Genomic DNA, 16,198 nt, shown 5'->3' on the forward strand with positions numbered 1-16,198 from the left:
GCTACCCGCATAAGGTGGTATCCGATGTCTTTTGTGACCATCCAGCCGGAGGTCTTGGCAATGGCGGTTGGGGATTTGCAGAAGATCGGTACCGCGGTGACCGCGCAGAACGCAGCCGCGTGCGCCCCGACGACGGGGGTGTTGCCCCCCGCTGCCGATGAAGTGTCCGCGCTGACGGCGGCCCGGTTCGCCGCGCACGCCGAGAAGTACCAGGTGGTTGGCAGGCAGGCCGCGCTGGTCCATGACATGTTTGTGGCCACCCTGGCGGCCGGCGCCGATTCGTACGCGGCCACCGAGGCCGCCAATGTGGTCGCGACCAGTTAAGGAGGTTGCTGGCAATGGATTTCGGGCTCTTACCTCCGGAGGTCAATTCGGGCCGGATGTACTCCGGTCCGGGACCGGAGTCGATACTTGCTGCCGCGGCCGCCTGGGACGGTGTGGCCGCCGAGTTGAGTTCCGCGGCGGTTTCGTATGGATCGGTGGTATCGACGCTGATCGTTGAGCCGTGGATGGGGCCGGCGGCAGCGGCGATGGCGGCCGCGGCAATCCCGTATGTGGGGTGGCTGGCTGCGACGGCGGCGCAGGCGAAGGAGACGGCCACCCAGGCCAGGACGGCGGCGGAAGCATTCGCGGCGACGTTCGCGATTACGGTGCCGCCGCCCCTCATCGCGGCCAACCGCAGCCGGTTAATGTCGCTGGTCGCGGCGAACCTTCTGGGGCAAAATAGCCCGGCTATCGCGACCACCCAGGCCGAGTATGCCGAAATGTGGGCCCAGGACGCCGCCGCGATGTACAGCTATGAAGGGGCATCGGCGGCCGCGTCGGCGTTGACGCCGTTCGCCCCACCGGTGGAAAGCACCGACCCGGCCGGGCCCGCGGCCGAAGCCGCGGCAGTCGCCCAAGCCGCCGGTGCGGGCGCCGCGACGAATGCACAGGCGATGCTGGCTCAGCTATACCCGGGTGTCCTGGGGGACAGCTTGTCCGCGTTGGCCGCGAATGCTGATCCGCTGACAGCGGGGCTGTTGGGAATCGCTTCTACCCTCAACCAGCAGGTCGGAACCGCTCAGGTGGTAATCCCTACCCCTATAGGGGATTTGGACGCGATCGCGCTCTACATCGCGGGCATTGCGAGCGGCAGTTTCGCCTTGGCGCTGACCAACACATTCCGACCCTGGAACTACGACGACTCGGATCATGGCGGATTGGCACCGACGCAAGGCACACAAGGCACCGCAATCAGTTCGACGACGGACGCGAGTGGGTCAGACTGGGGCCCCTTCGGGGGCGCGGCGGCGGTGTCCGCGGGCGTCGGCCATGGGGCATTGGTCGGGGCGTTGTCGGTGCCGCACAGCTGGACCACGGCCGCCCCGGAGATTCAGCTTGCCGTCAATGCGATGCCCAGCGCCGGCGCCGTCCCCGGAGTGGATCCGACCGCCCTCAACGGAATGCCGGCAGGTCTGCTCAGCGGGATGGCGTTGGCCAGTTTGGCCGCCCGCGGTACGACGGGCGGTGGCGGCACCCGCAGCGGCGCCGCCACCGACGACCAACAGGATGACCGCAAACCCCCGGTGGTGGTGATTCGAGAGCAGCCACCACCGTCGGGAAGCCCTCCGCCGTGAATTGGATGAGCCATTGCACGCGCGGTTTTGGTGCGAAATTCGCGCGAGTCTGCACCGGAAACGGCGGATAGGGGTTTCCGTAGCTGGCCAACGGGTCGTTCACCCTGCTTGTAGTAGCGTACGGTCATGGACGGTGGTGTCTGGATTCTCGGCGGCTATCAGAGCGATTTTGCTCGCAACCTCAGCAAAGAGAACCGCGACTTCGCTGACCTGACCAGAGAGCTCGTTGATAACACGCTCACCGCGGCCAAGGTAGCCGCCGCCGACATCGGGGTCGTCCACGTCGCGAATGCGTTTGGCGAAATGTTTGCCGGTCAGGGCCACCTTGGGGCGATGCCGGCTACGATCTGCGACGGTCTCTGGGACACGCCGGCCTCGCGGCACGAGGCCGCGTGCGCGTCCGGCAGCGTGGCCACGCTGGCGGCAATGGCCGACCTGCGATCGGGCACGTATCAGGTCGCGCTCGTCGTGGGCCTCGAGCTTGAGAAGACCGTCCCCGGCGACACCGCGGCCCAGCATCTGGGTGCCGCGGCCTGGACCGGACACGAGGGGGTCGGGGCCCGCTACCTGTGGCCGTCGATGTTCGCGCAGGTCGCCGACGAATACGACCGGCGATACGGTTTGGACGACACTCATCTACGCGCCATCGCCCGGCTCAATTTCGCCAACGCCCGGCACAACCCCAACGCACAGACCCGTGGCTGGACGATCCCCGACCCCATCACGGACGACGACGCGACCAATCCGATTACCGAAGGCCGGCTGCGTCGGTTCGATTGCAGCCAGATGACGGACGGCGGCGCGGGATTGGTGCTGGTGAGCGATTCCTATCTGCGCGACCACCCCGCCGCGCGCCCGATCGGTCGCATCGACGGCTGGGGACATCGCACCGTCGGGTTGGGCCTGCGCCAGAAGCTGGACCGCGCTGCCCAAGACGACTCGACCCCCTACCTGTTGCCGCACGTGCGGGCCGCGGCGCTGGACGCCCTGCATCGCGCGCGGGTTTCCCTCGACGACCTGAGCGGGATCGAGGTGCACGACTGCTTCACCCCCAGCGAGTACCTGGCCATCGATCACATTGGGCTCACCGGGCCGGGCGAGTCTTGGAAGGCCATCGAAAACGGGGAGATCGAGATCGGTGGGCGATTGCCGATCAACCCCAGCGGCGGATTGATCGGCGGCGGACACCCGGTCGGGGCTTCCGGGGTGCGGATGCTCCTCGATGCGGCCAAACAGGTCAGCGGCACCGCCGGCGACTACCAGGTCGAGGACGCGCAGACGTTCGCCACATTGAACTTCGGCGGCAGCACCGCTACTACCGTGAGCTTCGTTGTCGGCGCTGGAAACTAACGGAAATCGGCATTTGACTATGGACGTGGAAATCGTCGGCAAGTTCCTGTCGACCCTGCCCGAAGACGACGACCACCCCTATCGCATCGGTCCGTGGAGACCACAAACGACCGAGTGGGATGCCGACGACCTGACCGCCGTAGCCGGCGAAGTTCCCGCCGACCTGGACGGCATCTACCTGCGCAACACCGAGAACCCGTTACACCCGGCGTTTAAGACCTATCACCCGTTCGACGGCGACGGCATGCTGCACGTCGTCGGCTTCCGTGACGGAAAAGCCTTCTACCGCAACCGATTTATTCGTACGGATGGCTTCTTGGCGGAGAACCAGGCCGGGGAGCCGCTATGGCCGGGTCTGGCCGAACCGGTGCAGCTGGCCAAGCGCGAGCACGGCTGGGGCGCTCGTGGCCTGATGAAGGACGCGTCGAGCACCGATGTCATCGTCCACCGAGGTATCGCGCTGACCAGCTTCTACCAGTGTGGTGATCTGTACCGGATCGATCCGTACTCGGCCAATACGCTCGGCAAGGAGAGCTGGAACGGAGGGTTCCCGGTCAGCTGGGGCGTGTCGGCACATCCGAAGGTAGACAACAAGACCGGCGAACTGTTGTTCTTCAACTACAGCAAGCAAGACCCGTACATGCGCTACGGCGTCGTCGACCAGAGCAACGACCTGGCACACTATGTCGACATTCCACTGCCCGGACCGCGGCTGCCGCACGACATGGCCTTCACCGAAAACTACGCCATCCTCAACGATTTCCCGTTGTTCTGGGATCCCCGGCTGCTCGAGCACAATGTGCACCTGCCGCGCTACTACCCAGATATGCCGTCCCGGTTCGCGGTGCTGCCGCGGCGGGGCGGAACTGACGAAATCCGCTGGTTCGAGGCTGATCCGACCTTCGTGCTGCACTTCACCAACGCCTACGAAGATGGTGACGAGATCGTGCTCGACGGCTTCTTCGAAGACGAGCCCCAGCCCCTTGAAACCGGCGCCACCGGGGCAACGAAGTGGGAGAAGCTGTTTCGCTTCCTGGCACTGGATCGGCTGCAGTCCCGGCTGCACCGGTGGCGGCTCAACCTGGTCACCGGAGCGGTGAAAGAAGAGCAACTCTGCGAGTCCATCACCGAGTTCGGGACCATCAACGCCGACTACGCGGCCAGTCGCTACCGCTACGCCTACGCCGCTACCGGCAAACCGGGCTGGTTCCTGTTCGACGGGCTGGTCAAACACGATCTGCTCACTGGCAACCAGGAGGGCTATTCGTTCGGTGATGGAGTCTATGGAAGTGAAACCGCGATGGCTCCGCGGGTGGGCAGCAGCGCCGAGGACGACGGCTACCTGATCACCCTGACCACCGATACAAACGCCGACGCCTCCTACTGCCTGGTTTTCGACGCGGCGCGCGTCGGTGACGGCCCGGTGTGCAAACTTCAGCTGCCGGAACGCATTTCCAGCGGCACTCATTCGACGTGGGTGCCGGGGACCGAGTTGCGCCGGTGGAATCACACGGAGTCGCCGGCAGCCGCCGTCGGGCTGTGATGTTCGGACGAGCAGTGGACCGCGAAAAGCCCCTCCGAACAACGCACTGGCGCAAGGAATTGGCGTCAATCGGCTCCATCCGTTTCGCCCGCCGCTCGTCGAACTTCGAAGAGACAGTTCGGTTCTACCGCGAGCTGGTAGGGCTGCCACTCTACGAGACCTTTGCCGAAAGCTACGGCAGCAACGGCGCGATATTCGGCCTGCCCAGCTCGAAGCTCACGCTGGAAATCGTCGAAGCGGTCGATGGCGTCGCAGTGGACCGTCACGAACAGCTGTGCCTGTACTTCCCGGACAGACAGGCGCAGCAAGCCGCGATTGCGCGCTTGCAGGAGGCGGCGCTGGAGCCGGTGCAACAGCACCCCTACTGGGAAGCCGCCGGAGCCGTCACCTATCGCGACCCGGATGGCCGCGAGGTCGTGTTCGCGCCGTTCGTGTTCGGGGTCAACGAACCCGGCGACAGCTCCGCCTCGGGAAGGCACGAGTTCCCGACGGACTAAGGCCTTCCCCCACACCATTGAAGCGTCCTGAGGGTGCTGGAGACTTTCTGCTCGCGCCTAGAGTCAACCAACGCGACCGCCACCGAAAATCCGCTAGACCGGCGACACCCTCCCAGTGCACCCAGGAGGCGGATTCGCGGTCGTTCGATCAGCTCGGCTTTGTCCAGTGCAAACCCAGCAAGGCGCTTAGTTCGCCGCTACTGCGATAGCAGCGGGAGATCGCGGGCGCGCTCGCCCTCATACATGTAGTCGCGGGTGATCGGAACACTGTCGACACGCTTGGCAAGCTGCAGCTGGAAGACCATCTCGTGCATGTGACGGAAGCTCATTTCGGAGCCGGCAAGGTAGAAGTCCCACATGCGGCAGAAGCGGTCGTCCAGCCCGGTCAGGCGCTTCACCTCCTCGCGGTTCTGCATGAAGCGCCTACGCCAATGCTGCAGTGTCTCGGCGTAGTGCAGGCGCAGAATCTCGATGTCGGTGACCCACAGGCCGGCGCGCTCGATCGATGCAAGCACCTCGGATAGGGCGGGTATATAGGCGCCGGGAAAGATGTACTTGCGCATCCAGGGGTTGGTGCCGCACGGCGGCTGCATGCGCCCAATCGCGTGCAACAGCATGACGCCGTCGTCGGTTAACAGGTCCCGCACCTTGCCGAAATATTCGTCGTAATGCCCGACGCCGACATGCTCGAACATGCCGACCGAGACGATGCGATCGTAACGTTCGGTCTCGAGCCGGTAATCCTGCAGCTTGAACCGTACGCGTGCGCCCTCGCCTGCGGTAGCCGCGCGCTGAGTCGCGATGGCGTGCTGGTCACGTGACAAGGTGACACCGGTGACGTCAGCGCCGGTCTCGCGCGCAATGTAGAGGCCGAGGCCGCCCCAGCCGGAGCCGATGTCAAGCACCTTATGCTGCGCATCAATGCGCAGCTTGGCCAAGATATGGCGCTTCTTGGCCGCCTGCGCCACCTCTAGCGAGGCATCGGGATGCAGGAAGTAGGCGCAGGAATATTGCCGGTCACGGTCGAGAAAGAGCTCATATAGCGCATCGTTGATGTCGTAGTGATGCGCCACGTTGCGCTGCACCCGGCCGATGGGATTGCGCTGCTGCAACCGGCGCACCGACCGTTGCAGACGCAACGACCACGCTAACCACCAGGAGCGCTCTATTGCTGACATGTTGCGGCCCAGCAAGTCAAGGAAGTCGTAGAGCCGCTCACCATCGACCGTAAGGGTGCCGTTCATATAGGCTTCGCCGACCGCCAGCCGTGGGTGGAGCACCAATCGCCATGCGGTGGAACGGTCGTGGATGCGAATCGTCACCTCGGGACCGGGGGCGGCACCCTGGATGCGATGCGGCCGGCCGCCCACATCGACAATGGTTAAGGTGCCGGTGTGCAGCAGGCTGCGCACCACCTTCGCCAGCAGCATCCCGACCTCCGCGACTTTGTGTATGTGCAGCGTCCTAAGGGCGCTGGAGAATTTCTGCTCGTGCCGCTTTGATAGCTTGATGGTAGCGCTGGGCTCGCCCGGTGAGGGTCGGGTACTGGCCGACCAGTTCTCGCAGAGATATCGGATTCTCGTGCGGGCGAACTTGGCTGCCACGATGGCGCACAAGCTGGGCCATGGCTGTCGGCCGAATGGGCACAATGGGGATGGTTGGGCCTCCCGCGATTGGTGGACGCCGGCTGGTGTCGGCGTGCGATGCTCGAGGTTTCCAATACCCGATTCCATCGATGCGTTGTCCAGGGAGTCGCCGACGCTGCCGATTGAGCCGCGATCCCGGCCCTTCGCAGCGCCTCCGTGAACGCCACGGAAGTGCATTGACTGCCTGCGCCGGAGCGCTGCACCAAACCCGTTGCGGTGACGCCGAACTCGACTGCGCGGCGGGTCAATAGTGATTGGTCGGGCACCGAGCCAGGACGGTTTACCATCGGTGAAAGTCGCTTTCCTGGCTTGGGTTCACCTCGGTCTGCCACTTGCGCGCCCGGACCGACCCGCGAACGCGGCCGCGAACGCCGCCCACAGCGAGCATCCCACCGCGCACACCGCACCGGCCGCACCGATGTAAAGGCCGTATTCGGCCGACACGGGTGGGTTGACGTTGAGCTTGTAGTACCACACCGTGAGCGCGACGATGAGCAGCGAAACGATCAGCGCGGAAATCGATGAGAGCCTCACCGACAGGCCGCTCCCCACCATCGCCCCAGCCACCAGCAGCGTCGAGGACAGCAAGACGATCAGCTGACCCGCACCGAACCCGTGCGGAAGTTCCAAGCTGCCGTGCGTGCCCCCGATAGCGTTGACCCAGCCTCCGCCGCCAACCGTCGTCGTCAACCACGGCATCCAGGCGCTGGCCGCGATGACCACAGCGAAAAGTGCCACGAGCCAGCCGGGGCGTACGGGGCGAGTCACAGTTGCGACATTAGAGCGTGCCGGACCGATTGCCGCCCGGCACACGCGGTACGGCCCGGACGGAACCGGTGGGTATCGCACGCCGACGCGAGCAGGCGTCCATCAATCGCGGGAGGCGCAACCATCCCCTTTGTGTCCATTCGGCCGACGGCCATGGCCCAGCTTGTGCGGCATCGTGGCAGGCAAGTTCGCCCGCAAGCACGAGAATCCGGTATCACATCTGCGAGCACGAAGGGTTTCCAACGTGGCTGATTTGAGTGGGTCTACTGGGGTTACGCTGGCAGCCCCACGCGGCGATCGACCGACGGTAGCCGCTGTGACAGAACTTCCCGAGTGGGCGCGCCTGCTGGACTTGGATCCCCACCCCGAAGGTGGCTGGTTCCGGGAAACGTGGCGCAGCGATTTGATCATCAGCCGATCGACCCTGCCCACGGACTACACCGGTCCGCGCAACGCCGGAACGGCGATCCTTTTCCTACTGATGCCTGGCCAGCACTCGGCCTGGCACACCGTGCGTGGCCCCGAATTGTGGCTTCATCACCGCGGCAGCCCCGTCGTCCTCGAAGCGGGACCCGAAAGAAACTGCACCACAACATATTTACTGGGCAGCGACACTAGTGGCGGTGAGCACCCGCAGCTGCTGGTGCCGGCACGCCATTGGCAGCGGGCCCGACCGCGCGACAACGCGCCCAGCTTGGTCAGCTGCGTGGTGGTGCCAGGTTTCGACTACGACGACTTCGTGCTTGCCACGCGCACGTAGGCACCCGGCTACGCCGTGCTTGCGATCGCCGTTAGACCTGCAGCGAGGACAAGTTGAAGACGACACCCGTCGGGTCGGTAGCCGCGGCAAGTCGACCGTACGGGGTGTCCTCGGCGGCCCGCACCACACTTCCGCCGTTGCCGGAGATCACCAGCAACGTCTTGTCGACGTCCTCGGCGCCGAAGAAGATGGTCCAGTTCGCCGGGATACCGTCGGGTAGGCAGGAGGTCCCGTCCATCACGCCGAGCAACTGCTGGTCGCCGAACCACGCTGTGGTGTAGCGGAATTCGTCAGTGTCAGAAACCTGCTCGGTCCGCCACCCGAGGACCTGGCGATAGAAGTCTATGGCTGCGCGGTAGTCACGCGTCGTCAGTTGATGCCACACGGGTGAGCCGGCCTCACCGGTCACCTCGAAGCCACGGTGTTCCACCGGCTGCCACAAGCCAAAGGACGCATTCGACGGATCGGCCGCCAGGCTCATGAAGCCCTTGGCGGGTACTTCCATCGGGTCCAGGCACGACGATCCGCCCGCGGCAGTCACCTTGGCCATGGTCGCATTGATATCGGCGGTGTGAAAGTACGTGGTCCATCCGTCGGAAGACTGAAACTCAGGCCGGTTGGCCATCAGGCCGGCGACCGGGTGACCGTCTTTGGCGGCATTGATGTATCCGCCGTAGTCGGGTCCCGCGGATTCGAACTTCCAGCCGAATACGGTGCCGTAGAACTCTTGAGCTCGGTCGACGTCGGACGACGCCAGATCGACCCAGCAGGGTGCGCCCAGCGGCGCGCCAGCACGGACAGCCACGATGACCTCCTTGTTATGTCGGCCCCGGATCGGGGTTCACACGTATCGACCGCCGGCCGACCAGAAAGTCATCGGTGCCCCCTGACATTCAGCCGCCACACCGGGATCAGGCCCGGCTCAGACCCTGTTCAGGTCGGGCGAACACCATGACGAAGTTCTGCAGCGATTCCCGGATGTCACTTCTCAACGCGGCGGCGACGACCATGCCGATCGGCCCAAACAGCGCCGGCCCACCGAGGTGCACATCGAAGGTGACGACCGCGCCGTCGTCTTTCGGCGTGACCTTGGCGATCAACTTGACCCGGACGCCGCCGGCACCGTCACCGTTGAGCGTCATACCTTCGGGCGGCTTGTACCGCACGATCGTCCATTTGATCCGGTTGGGCATCCCCTTTACCTCGACGATCGATTCGATGACCGTCCCCTTGTCCAGGGTTTCGGGCAACTTGCTGCGCCACACCCGGTGGATCGTCAGCCATTCCTTGTATCGGCCCAGGTCGGAGGCATACATCCAGGCCTCTTCCGGCGGCAGCGGTACGTCGATGGATCCCGAGAGTTTCGCCATCTGCTCAGTTCCGCCGGTCACCCGGTTCGACGACGTTGTTGGCCTGCACTTGCTGGGACAGCAGATCCTGCGCGTTGTCCAGGATTGCCATGCGCATCGTTCCTTCCGTGGAGAGCACCGCCATCCCCCGCACCCTATTGCCGGTGAAACCTTACTTGTCAGCGCGGTTGCCTATGCAAGGGACTGCCGGCCGGTTTGGCCCACGGAGAACCAGCCGTTATGGCACGGTGCCGTCGAGGAAGACCCCCGAGAGATTGCTGCCGATGTTCGGCATACCCGAGACAAAGCCCGCAATCGCGATGCCGAGGGTTGGTGTTGTTGATGCCCGACATGGTGTTGCCCAATACGGCGCGATTGGGCGTTATCGCCACACTCTCGGTTTCACGCCCAGCACCCTGCATCGGATCCACCACACTGCCTCGATGGTCGCGGCACCCAGCACGCCAATCGTCAGTGCGATCGACGTCGTCGCCAGATTCGAGGCATCGAGGAGGAACTTCTCCCGCGCCAGCGGGAGGCTGAAGATCAACACATAGGCCAGCCCGGAGGCGAACACCAGCGCCAATCGCCACCACTGGTAGGGCCGCGCAACCACCGCGAGCACCCACAGCGCGGTGATCAACAACGTGATCAGCGCCGCGGTCGACGCCTGGTCCTGTTCCTGCCACGAGGCGTGCCGGCCCTGGTAGGCGGCCAGGTAGGAGATGAACGTGGCAATGCCGACGACCAGTCCGGACGGCAGCGCAGACGTCACGACTCGCCGGACAAAGCCCGGATTTGCGCGCTCGTTGTTGGGCGCCAACGACAAGATGAACGCCGGGATCCCGATGGTGAACCACGCCGCGATGGTGACATGGATCGGCTGGAACGGATACAGCAGGGGATCTCGCCCCATCGGTTTGGCAATCAAGCACTCAATACCCACCAGCAGCGCCAACAGGACCGAGTACACCGTTTTGGTCAGAAACAGATTGGCGACCCGTTCGATGTTGCCGATAACCCGACGACCCTCGCCGACCACGTATGGCAGCGTGGCAAACTTATTGTCCAACAACACGATCTGCGCCACCGCGCGCGACGCGGGGCTGCCCGAGCCCATCGCCACACCGATATCAGCGTCCTTGAGGGCCAACACATCGTTGACGCCGTCGCCGGTCATCGCCACGGTATGTCCGTGCGATTGCAGGGCATGCACCATCGCGCGCTTCTGATCGGGCCGCACGCGGCCGAAGCTGGTGCAGGAGTCGAGTGCGTCGGCCAGTTCGTCGCGGCCCGTGGGGAGCGCACGCGCATCCATCGCCTCGCCATGTAGTCCAAGCTTGCCGGCGACCGCACCAACCGACACCGCGTTGTCGCCGGAGATCACTTTGATCGAAACATCCTGGACAGCAAAATAATCCAATGTTTCGCGGGCGTCGGGTCGCACCTTCTGCTCAAGTACGAGCAGCGCCACCGGGTTGACCTGACCCGGCGCGTCGGCATGGTCGACGGTCACGCTGCCGGCACCCAACAGCAGCACTCGCAGTCCCCGCGCCCCGATCCGCTCAGCCTGTCTGGCGGCCGCCGATGCCGGATCGAGCAGCACGTCGGGCGCGCCGATCACCCAGTTGCCGTGGTCGCGAAAGGAGACGCCGCTCCACTTGGTTGCCGACTTGAAGGGCGCAGTCGCGCCGACGACCCAGCCTGGCGGCGAGTGAAAGGCCTCGGCGATCGCCTGCATGCTCGCGTTGGGCCGGGAGTCGGCGGCGGCCAACGCGGCCAACACATCCGCGACACTTTCCGGTCGTTCGGTGGTGTCGAGGTCTTCGACGTCGCAGACCCGCATACCACTCTCGGTTAACGTGCCGGTCTTGTCCGCGCAGACCACGTCGACCCGAGCCAACCCTTCGATGGCGGGCAATTCCTGTACCAGGCACTGCCGTTGGCCAAGCCTGACCACACCGACCGCAAACGCGATCGACGTCATCAGCACCAGGCCTTCGGGGACCATCGGCACCAGCGCGCCAACCATGCGAAGCACAGATTCCCGCCACCCCACGTGTGTGGTGAACAACTGGGTGTAGATGGTCAGCAGGCCGGCCGGCACCAGCAGGTAGGTGATGAACTGCAGAATTTTGTTGATGCCGTTGCGCAGTTCGGATTTCACCAGGGTGAACTTGCTGGCTTCGGCGGCCAGTTTGGCGGCATACGCTTCGCTGCCAACCTTGGTGGCGCGGTAGGCGCCGGTACCGGAGACGACGAAACTACCCGACATCACCGCATCACCCGCGTCCTTGGCGATCGGGTCTGCCTCGCCGGTCAGCAGCGATTCGTCGATCTCGAGGTTTTCCTCCTCGATGACCTCGCCGTCGACGACAACCTGATCCCCGGGCCCAAGTTCGATGAGGTCGTCGAGCACGACCTCGTGCGGCGGCAGTGTGCGTGTTCCGGATTGCCTGCGTACCAACGGCTTCGTCTGTCCGATGATCGCGAGTTTGTCCAGGGTCTGCTTGGCGCGGATCTCCTGGACCATGCCGACGACGCTGTTGGCGATGATGAGCAGGCCAAACATCCCGTTAATCACCGAGCCTGTCGCCAGGACGATGAGCAGCAGCACACCCAGAATCGCGTTGATCCGAGTGAACGCGTTGGCCCGGACGATCTGCGCGACAGTGCGGGTGGCTCGTTCGGGAACGTCGTTGCTCTTGCCTTCGGTGACCCGTTGCGCCACTTCGGCATCGGTCAGGCCGCCAGCCGGCGATGGCGTCATCGGGTAAACGTTCCGAGGTTGTCGGAGTCGTAGTACTCCAGGTTCAGCATGGCGCCGGGGAACCCAGAGAAGACAGCCTTGGAAATCGATCCGGGTAGAGCGTTTTCGTTTGACAGCGCGAACGTGAAGGTATCGCCGTCCCAATGCTTCAGATCGAACGTCTGGTTCTTCGGCCCGAGCGACAGCTGCAGTTGGCCGTCGTGATCGGTCACGGTGGCCGGCCCCCAGTAGTCGTTGGCGTACACGCCGACGTAGTCGCCCAGCGGCCTACCCGGCACCGGGTTTGCCGGGGGTTGTTTGCCGACCAGCGAGCCTACCGGGTTGTTCAGCGGCGCGATCGCCTTCTTGAACAGGGCCGCCCAATCCGCGGTGACCCGGCCGTACTGGACCAGATCCATGAATTCGGCGGTCAGCGTTTCCGGCACGCCGATGGGTGCGGCGTTGGTCAGCACGACGATACCGACGTCTTCGGACGGTAGGACCGCGAAGCTTGTCGCAGCCCCCGACCCGAATGCGCCGGAATGGCTGTACTGGGTACGCCCAGAAGAGGTCACGGACACGTTGAACCCATGACCGTAGAAGCTGGCACGAGCTTTCGCCGACGCCGCAGGCACCGAGATCACCTGCGGAGTGTAGGTGGGCAGTAGGGCCTCCGGGGAGGTGATCCGCTGGCCGTTGTATACCCCGTTCGCCAGCACCATGGTCAGCCAGTGCGTCATATCGTTGACCGACGAACTCACCCCACCCGCGGGCGTCTGGGCATCGGGGTCCCGTTGCAAGCGTGCCTCCCATTGGTCACCAACCTTGATGTGGTTGACCGCGTGGTTGGGCCTGGCCAGGAAGTCCGCGAACCGTGAGCTCGTGGATCCCATCGCCAGCGGGCGATAGAGCACTTCGTCGGACAGGTCCTCCCAGGACTTGCCCGCCGCGGCCGCGACTGCGGTGGCCGCGGATGTCACCCCGAAGTTGGTGTAGGCGTAGCTGATTCGAAACGGTGCGAGTGGCAGGTACTTCAGCCGCTGCAACACCGCCCGGGCGTCGTAACCGAGATCCTCCAACTGATCTCCGGCATGGTCGGGCAACCCGGAACGGTGCGAGTACAGGTCAGCGATGGTCACATGGCCGGTGACATAGGGGTCGCTGAGCGCGAACCACGGCAACTTCGATACGACAGGCGTATCCCAGGCGACCACATTGGCGCTGACCTCATGCGCCACAACCGTCGCACCAACCGATTTGGACACCGATGCCAGCTGGAAGACAGTGTCGGCGTCCACCTTGTTGCCTGGCCCGTCGCCTTTTCCTACGTCCCTAACCCCGAACCCCTTGGCATACACCGTCTTTCCGCCGTGGACAATCGCCACCGCCAGTCCCGGGATGCCGGTGTTCTTCATCAGCTCGCCGACCAGGCCATCGACCTTCGCAACCGCGTCGTCAATACGGCCGGCGGGGATCGATAGGCCCGACACCTCATTGGGAGGGGCGTCGGACAACGGGGACGACGGGTTGGATGCCCGCTTTGCGGGGCCGCACCCCATCAGCACCAGCAATGTCATCACGACTGCGGCGGTCGCCGCGCGTTTCGTCATGGCCGCCCACTTTAGCCCGGCGACGATGCGCGCCGCCCAGCGGCGGGAGGAGGAGCCGGGCAATTCGGCCAGAGCCCGGCGACGATGCGCGCCGCCCAGCGGCGGGAGGAGGAGCCGGGCAATTCGGCCAGAGCCCGGCGACGATGCGCGCCGCCCAGCGGCGGGAGGAGGAGCCGGGCAATTCGGCCAGAGCCCGGCGACGATGCGCGCCGCCCAGCGGCGGGAGGAGGAGCCGGGCAATTCGGCCAGAGCCCGGCGACGATGCGCGCCGCCCAGCGGCGGGAGGAGGAGCCGGGCAATTCGGCCAGAGCCCGGCGACGATGCGCGCCGCCCAGCGGCGGGAGGAGGAGCCGGGCAATTCGGCCAGAGCCCGGCGACGATGCGCGCCGCCCAGCGGCGGGAGGAGGAGCCGGGCAATTCGGCCCAGCCCGGCGACTAGCTACTCAGAGTCGCCACCACGGGTTGAGTCTCACCGGAGCGGCGGGATCAATCCGCTGTCCGGGCAGGGGCACGGCCACCTTCACGTGCTCTGGCTCGGCCGCCGACAGCAGCCGCTCTACCGGCTCGGCCCAGGGGTGCGGGGCGAGCCGGAACGTGCCCCAATGGATCGGCACCAACAGCCCCGAACCCGAGTCGGTAACATCCAGATGCGCCCGGACCGCCTCCTCGGGATTCATGTGAATGTCCGGCCACGCCGTGTTGTAAGCACCGACGGGCAGCAGGGTCAGGTCGAACGGCCCATAGTCTGCCCCAATCTGGGTGAAGCTCTTGGCATATCCGGTGTCGCCACCGAAGTAGGCGCGATGGCTCGGCCCGACGAATGCCCACGATGCCCACAACGTGTTGTCGCGGCTCAGAAACCGTCCCGAGAAGTGCCGTGCCGGCACGCACACCACGGTGAGTTCGTCGACCTGAGCGCTCTGGTTCCAATCGAGCTCGACGATGCGATGTTCCGGAACGCCCCACGCGCGAAGGTGGGCGCCCACGCCGAGCGGCACGAAGAATGGGGCCCGCTGCATGCGGACCAGCGCGACGACGGTGTCGATGTCGAGATGGTCGTAGTGGTCATGGCTGATCACCACCGCATCGACGGCGGGCAGGCCGTCCAGCTGCACCGGCGGCGGATGCAGTCGCTGTGGGCCGACGACGTCCGACGGCGAGCACCGGTCGCTCCACACCGGATCGGTAAGCACCCGGTAGCCGTCGATCTCCAGCAGTGCCGTCGAGTGCCCGAACCAGCTGACAGCGAGCCGGCTGGCGTCACCCCGGTAGATGTTCGGCGAAGCCAACGGGATCGGCGCCGCCGGACGGCTCCCACTGCGATTACCCACCATTTCCCACGCGATGAGCCGCAGCTCCTCGCGATTCATGGTGAACATCGAGGCGGGATCGAGGTTGACGAAGACGCCGTCGCGATAGTTCGGCGACTTCTCCGACACCGCCCTGATCGACGCCGGGTCGGCGCCCAAGGCAGTCGGCGCACCGTGCAACGCGCGCAACAGCCACCCACCGATGGCCAACGTGGCGGTGCCGGCCCCCAGTCTTAGCGCTCGGCGCACCATGACGATTAAGCCCCCTGGAACTTCGGCGGCCGCTTTTCCACCCGGGCAACCTGTGCCTCGATGACATCCTGGCTGCCCCACGCCTTGTCGAAGAGCTCCTTGTGTACCGGCCACGCTTCTTCGATCGCGCCGTCGTCGTTGAGCACCCGCTTAGCGTGCTGTATCGCCAGTGGCGCTAGGCCGGCGATCTCGGCGGCCCAGGCCTGGGCGTCGGCCAGCGTGCCAATCCGGTTCGCCATTCCGGTGTGCAGCGCCAGCTCGGCGGTCAGCTTCTCCGCGGCGAGCAGCATCGCGCGGGCACGCCCGTGGCCAACCAGCGATGAGAGCCGGCGAATGCTCCAGTTATCCAGGGCCAGACCGTATTTCGATGTCGGAAACTGGAAGAAGGCATCGGGTGCGACGACCCGCAGGTCACATTGCATGGCCAGCTGCAGGCCAGCCCCGATCGCGGGGCCGTTGATCGCACCGATCACCGGCATCGAAGCCGCGTCCATCGCCTTGTGCAGCTCGATGAGCCGGTCGGGATAGTCGGCGGCGAATGCGTCGCCACTCAGGTCCGCGCCGGCGCAGAACACCGTGCCCTGCCCGGTCAGCACAACCGCACGGGTCGATCCGTCGCCAGCCTTCTGTATGGCCTCCCGAAGTTCGTCGACAAGCAGTGAATTTAGGGCGTTGCGGCGCTCGGGGCGTTGCAACTCAATGGTCATCACGGCATCGGCCCGGGTGATACCAATCATGGGGGTCA

Annotated in this window: 14 protein-coding genes and 1 pseudogene; 6 read left to right on the plus strand and 9 right to left on the minus strand. The window is 65.1% G+C overall.

All coding sequences use genetic code 11. The annotated features are described in order from the left end of the window. Positions 1-24 precede the first annotated feature (24 nt). The 5 genes from AADZ55_RS19100 (at position 25) to AADZ55_RS19120 (ending at position 5,009) form a co-directional block, all read left to right on the plus strand. A complete protein-coding gene (locus AADZ55_RS19100) occupies positions 25-324 on the plus strand; it encodes a PE family protein (protein WP_085326444.1) in 300 nt (99 codons plus the stop codon). 14 nt (positions 325-338) lie between these two features. Continuing rightward, on the plus strand, positions 339-1,619 hold the full coding sequence (locus AADZ55_RS19105) for a PPE family protein (protein ID WP_085326445.1): 1,281 nt from the start codon (positions 339-341) through the stop codon (positions 1,617-1,619). 126 nt (positions 1,620-1,745) lie between these two features. Further along, a complete protein-coding gene (locus AADZ55_RS19110) occupies positions 1,746-2,969 on the plus strand; it encodes an acetyl-CoA acetyltransferase (RefSeq protein ID WP_085326446.1) in 1,224 nt (407 codons plus the stop codon). 19 nt (positions 2,970-2,988) lie between these two features. Further along, a complete protein-coding gene (locus AADZ55_RS19115; protein ID WP_085326447.1) occupies positions 2,989-4,512 on the plus strand; it encodes a carotenoid oxygenase family protein in 1,524 nt (507 codons plus the stop codon). 14 nt (positions 4,513-4,526) lie between these two features. Continuing rightward, the gene (locus AADZ55_RS19120; protein WP_423202328.1) at positions 4,527-5,009 is read left to right on the plus strand and encodes a VOC family protein; all 483 of its coding nucleotides are present in this window, start codon (positions 4,527-4,529) and stop codon (positions 5,007-5,009) included. Positions 5,010-5,206: 197 nt separating this feature from the next. Here the strand turns inward: AADZ55_RS19120 and AADZ55_RS19125 are convergent, their stop codons facing one another. From AADZ55_RS19125 to AADZ55_RS19135, 3 genes and pseudogenes are all read right to left on the minus strand, one after another. Next, entirely contained in the window at positions 5,207-6,439 is a 1,233-nt protein-coding gene (locus tag AADZ55_RS19125) for an SAM-dependent methyltransferase (RefSeq protein WP_085326488.1), read from the minus strand. A gap of 285 nt (positions 6,440-6,724) precedes the next feature. Next, positions 6,725-6,915 (minus strand): annotated as a pseudogene (locus AADZ55_RS19130) (IS3 family transposase); the annotation flags it as partial. A 55-nt stretch (positions 6,916-6,970) separates the two neighbouring features. Next, complete coding sequence (locus AADZ55_RS19135; RefSeq protein WP_085326448.1) at positions 6,971-7,423, minus strand: hypothetical protein; 453 nt, start codon at positions 7,421-7,423, stop codon at positions 6,971-6,973. Between the two features lie 316 nt (positions 7,424-7,739). Between AADZ55_RS19135 and AADZ55_RS19140 the strand changes: the two genes are divergently transcribed. Then, complete coding sequence (locus tag AADZ55_RS19140; RefSeq protein ID WP_085326449.1) at positions 7,740-8,183, plus strand: cupin domain-containing protein; 444 nt, start codon at positions 7,740-7,742, stop codon at positions 8,181-8,183. Between the two features lie 31 nt (positions 8,184-8,214). Here AADZ55_RS19140 and AADZ55_RS19145 read toward each other — a convergent pair whose 3' ends face one another. The 6 genes from AADZ55_RS19145 to AADZ55_RS19170 all read right to left on the minus strand — a co-directional run bounded on the left by AADZ55_RS19145 (position 8,215) and on the right by AADZ55_RS19170 (position 16,190). After that, positions 8,215-8,988, minus strand: coding sequence for a VOC family protein (locus AADZ55_RS19145; RefSeq protein ID WP_085326450.1), 774 nt, complete (start codon positions 8,986-8,988; stop codon positions 8,215-8,217). Between the two features lie 106 nt (positions 8,989-9,094). Beyond that, positions 9,095-9,553 (minus strand): type II toxin-antitoxin system Rv0910 family toxin, encoded by a 459-nt coding sequence (locus AADZ55_RS19150; protein ID WP_085326489.1) that lies wholly within the window; start codon positions 9,551-9,553, stop codon positions 9,095-9,097. Positions 9,554-9,914: 361 nt separating this feature from the next. Next, positions 9,915-12,302, minus strand: a complete 2,388-nt coding sequence (locus tag AADZ55_RS19155; protein WP_085326451.1) for a cation-translocating P-type ATPase — start codon at positions 12,300-12,302, stop codon at positions 9,915-9,917. Next, positions 12,299-13,891: a serine hydrolase gene (locus AADZ55_RS19160; RefSeq protein WP_165759430.1), complete on the minus strand. Its 1,593-nt coding sequence runs from the start codon at positions 13,889-13,891 to the stop codon at positions 12,299-12,301. Before AADZ55_RS19160 ends, AADZ55_RS19155 begins: the two co-directional genes overlap by 4 nt. Positions 13,892-14,334: 443 nt before the next feature. Further along, a complete protein-coding gene (locus AADZ55_RS19165; protein ID WP_085326452.1) occupies positions 14,335-15,453 on the minus strand; it encodes an MBL fold metallo-hydrolase in 1,119 nt (372 codons plus the stop codon). A gap of 5 nt (positions 15,454-15,458) precedes the next feature. After that, positions 15,459-16,190, minus strand: coding sequence for an enoyl-CoA hydratase (locus tag AADZ55_RS19170; protein WP_085326453.1), 732 nt, complete (start codon positions 16,188-16,190; stop codon positions 15,459-15,461). Positions 16,191-16,198 lie beyond the last annotated feature (8 nt).

The organism is Mycobacterium decipiens (assembly GCF_963853665.1).
Lineage (GTDB): Bacteria > Actinomycetota > Actinomycetes > Mycobacteriales > Mycobacteriaceae > Mycobacterium > Mycobacterium decipiens.

Excerpts from the sequence above, each read along its gene's own strand:
- AADZ55_RS19170 (WP_085326453.1), bottom strand. The coding sequence starts at position 16,190 with ATGATTGGTATCACCCGGGCCGATGCCGTGATGACCATTGAGTTGCAA.
- AADZ55_RS19125 (WP_085326488.1), bottom strand. The coding sequence starts at position 6,439 with ATGCTGCTGGCGAAGGTGGTGCGCAGCCTGCTGCACACCGGCACCTTA.
- AADZ55_RS19150 (WP_085326489.1), bottom strand. The coding sequence starts at position 9,553 with ATGGCGAAACTCTCGGGATCCATCGACGTACCGCTGCCGCCGGAAGAG.
- AADZ55_RS19105 (WP_085326445.1), top strand. The coding sequence starts at position 339 with ATGGATTTCGGGCTCTTACCTCCGGAGGTCAATTCGGGCCGGATGTAC.
- AADZ55_RS19155 (WP_085326451.1), bottom strand. The coding sequence starts at position 12,302 with ATGACGCCATCGCCGGCTGGCGGCCTGACCGATGCCGAAGTGGCGCAA.
- AADZ55_RS19160 (WP_165759430.1), bottom strand. The coding sequence starts at position 13,891 with ATGACGAAACGCGCGGCGACCGCCGCAGTCGTGATGACATTGCTGGTG.
- AADZ55_RS19110 (WP_085326446.1), top strand. The coding sequence starts at position 1,746 with ATGGACGGTGGTGTCTGGATTCTCGGCGGCTATCAGAGCGATTTTGCT.
- AADZ55_RS19165 (WP_085326452.1), bottom strand. The coding sequence starts at position 15,453 with ATGGTGCGCCGAGCGCTAAGACTGGGGGCCGGCACCGCCACGTTGGCC.
- AADZ55_RS19100 (WP_085326444.1), top strand. The coding sequence starts at position 25 with ATGTCTTTTGTGACCATCCAGCCGGAGGTCTTGGCAATGGCGGTTGGG.
- AADZ55_RS19115 (WP_085326447.1), top strand. The coding sequence starts at position 2,989 with ATGGACGTGGAAATCGTCGGCAAGTTCCTGTCGACCCTGCCCGAAGAC.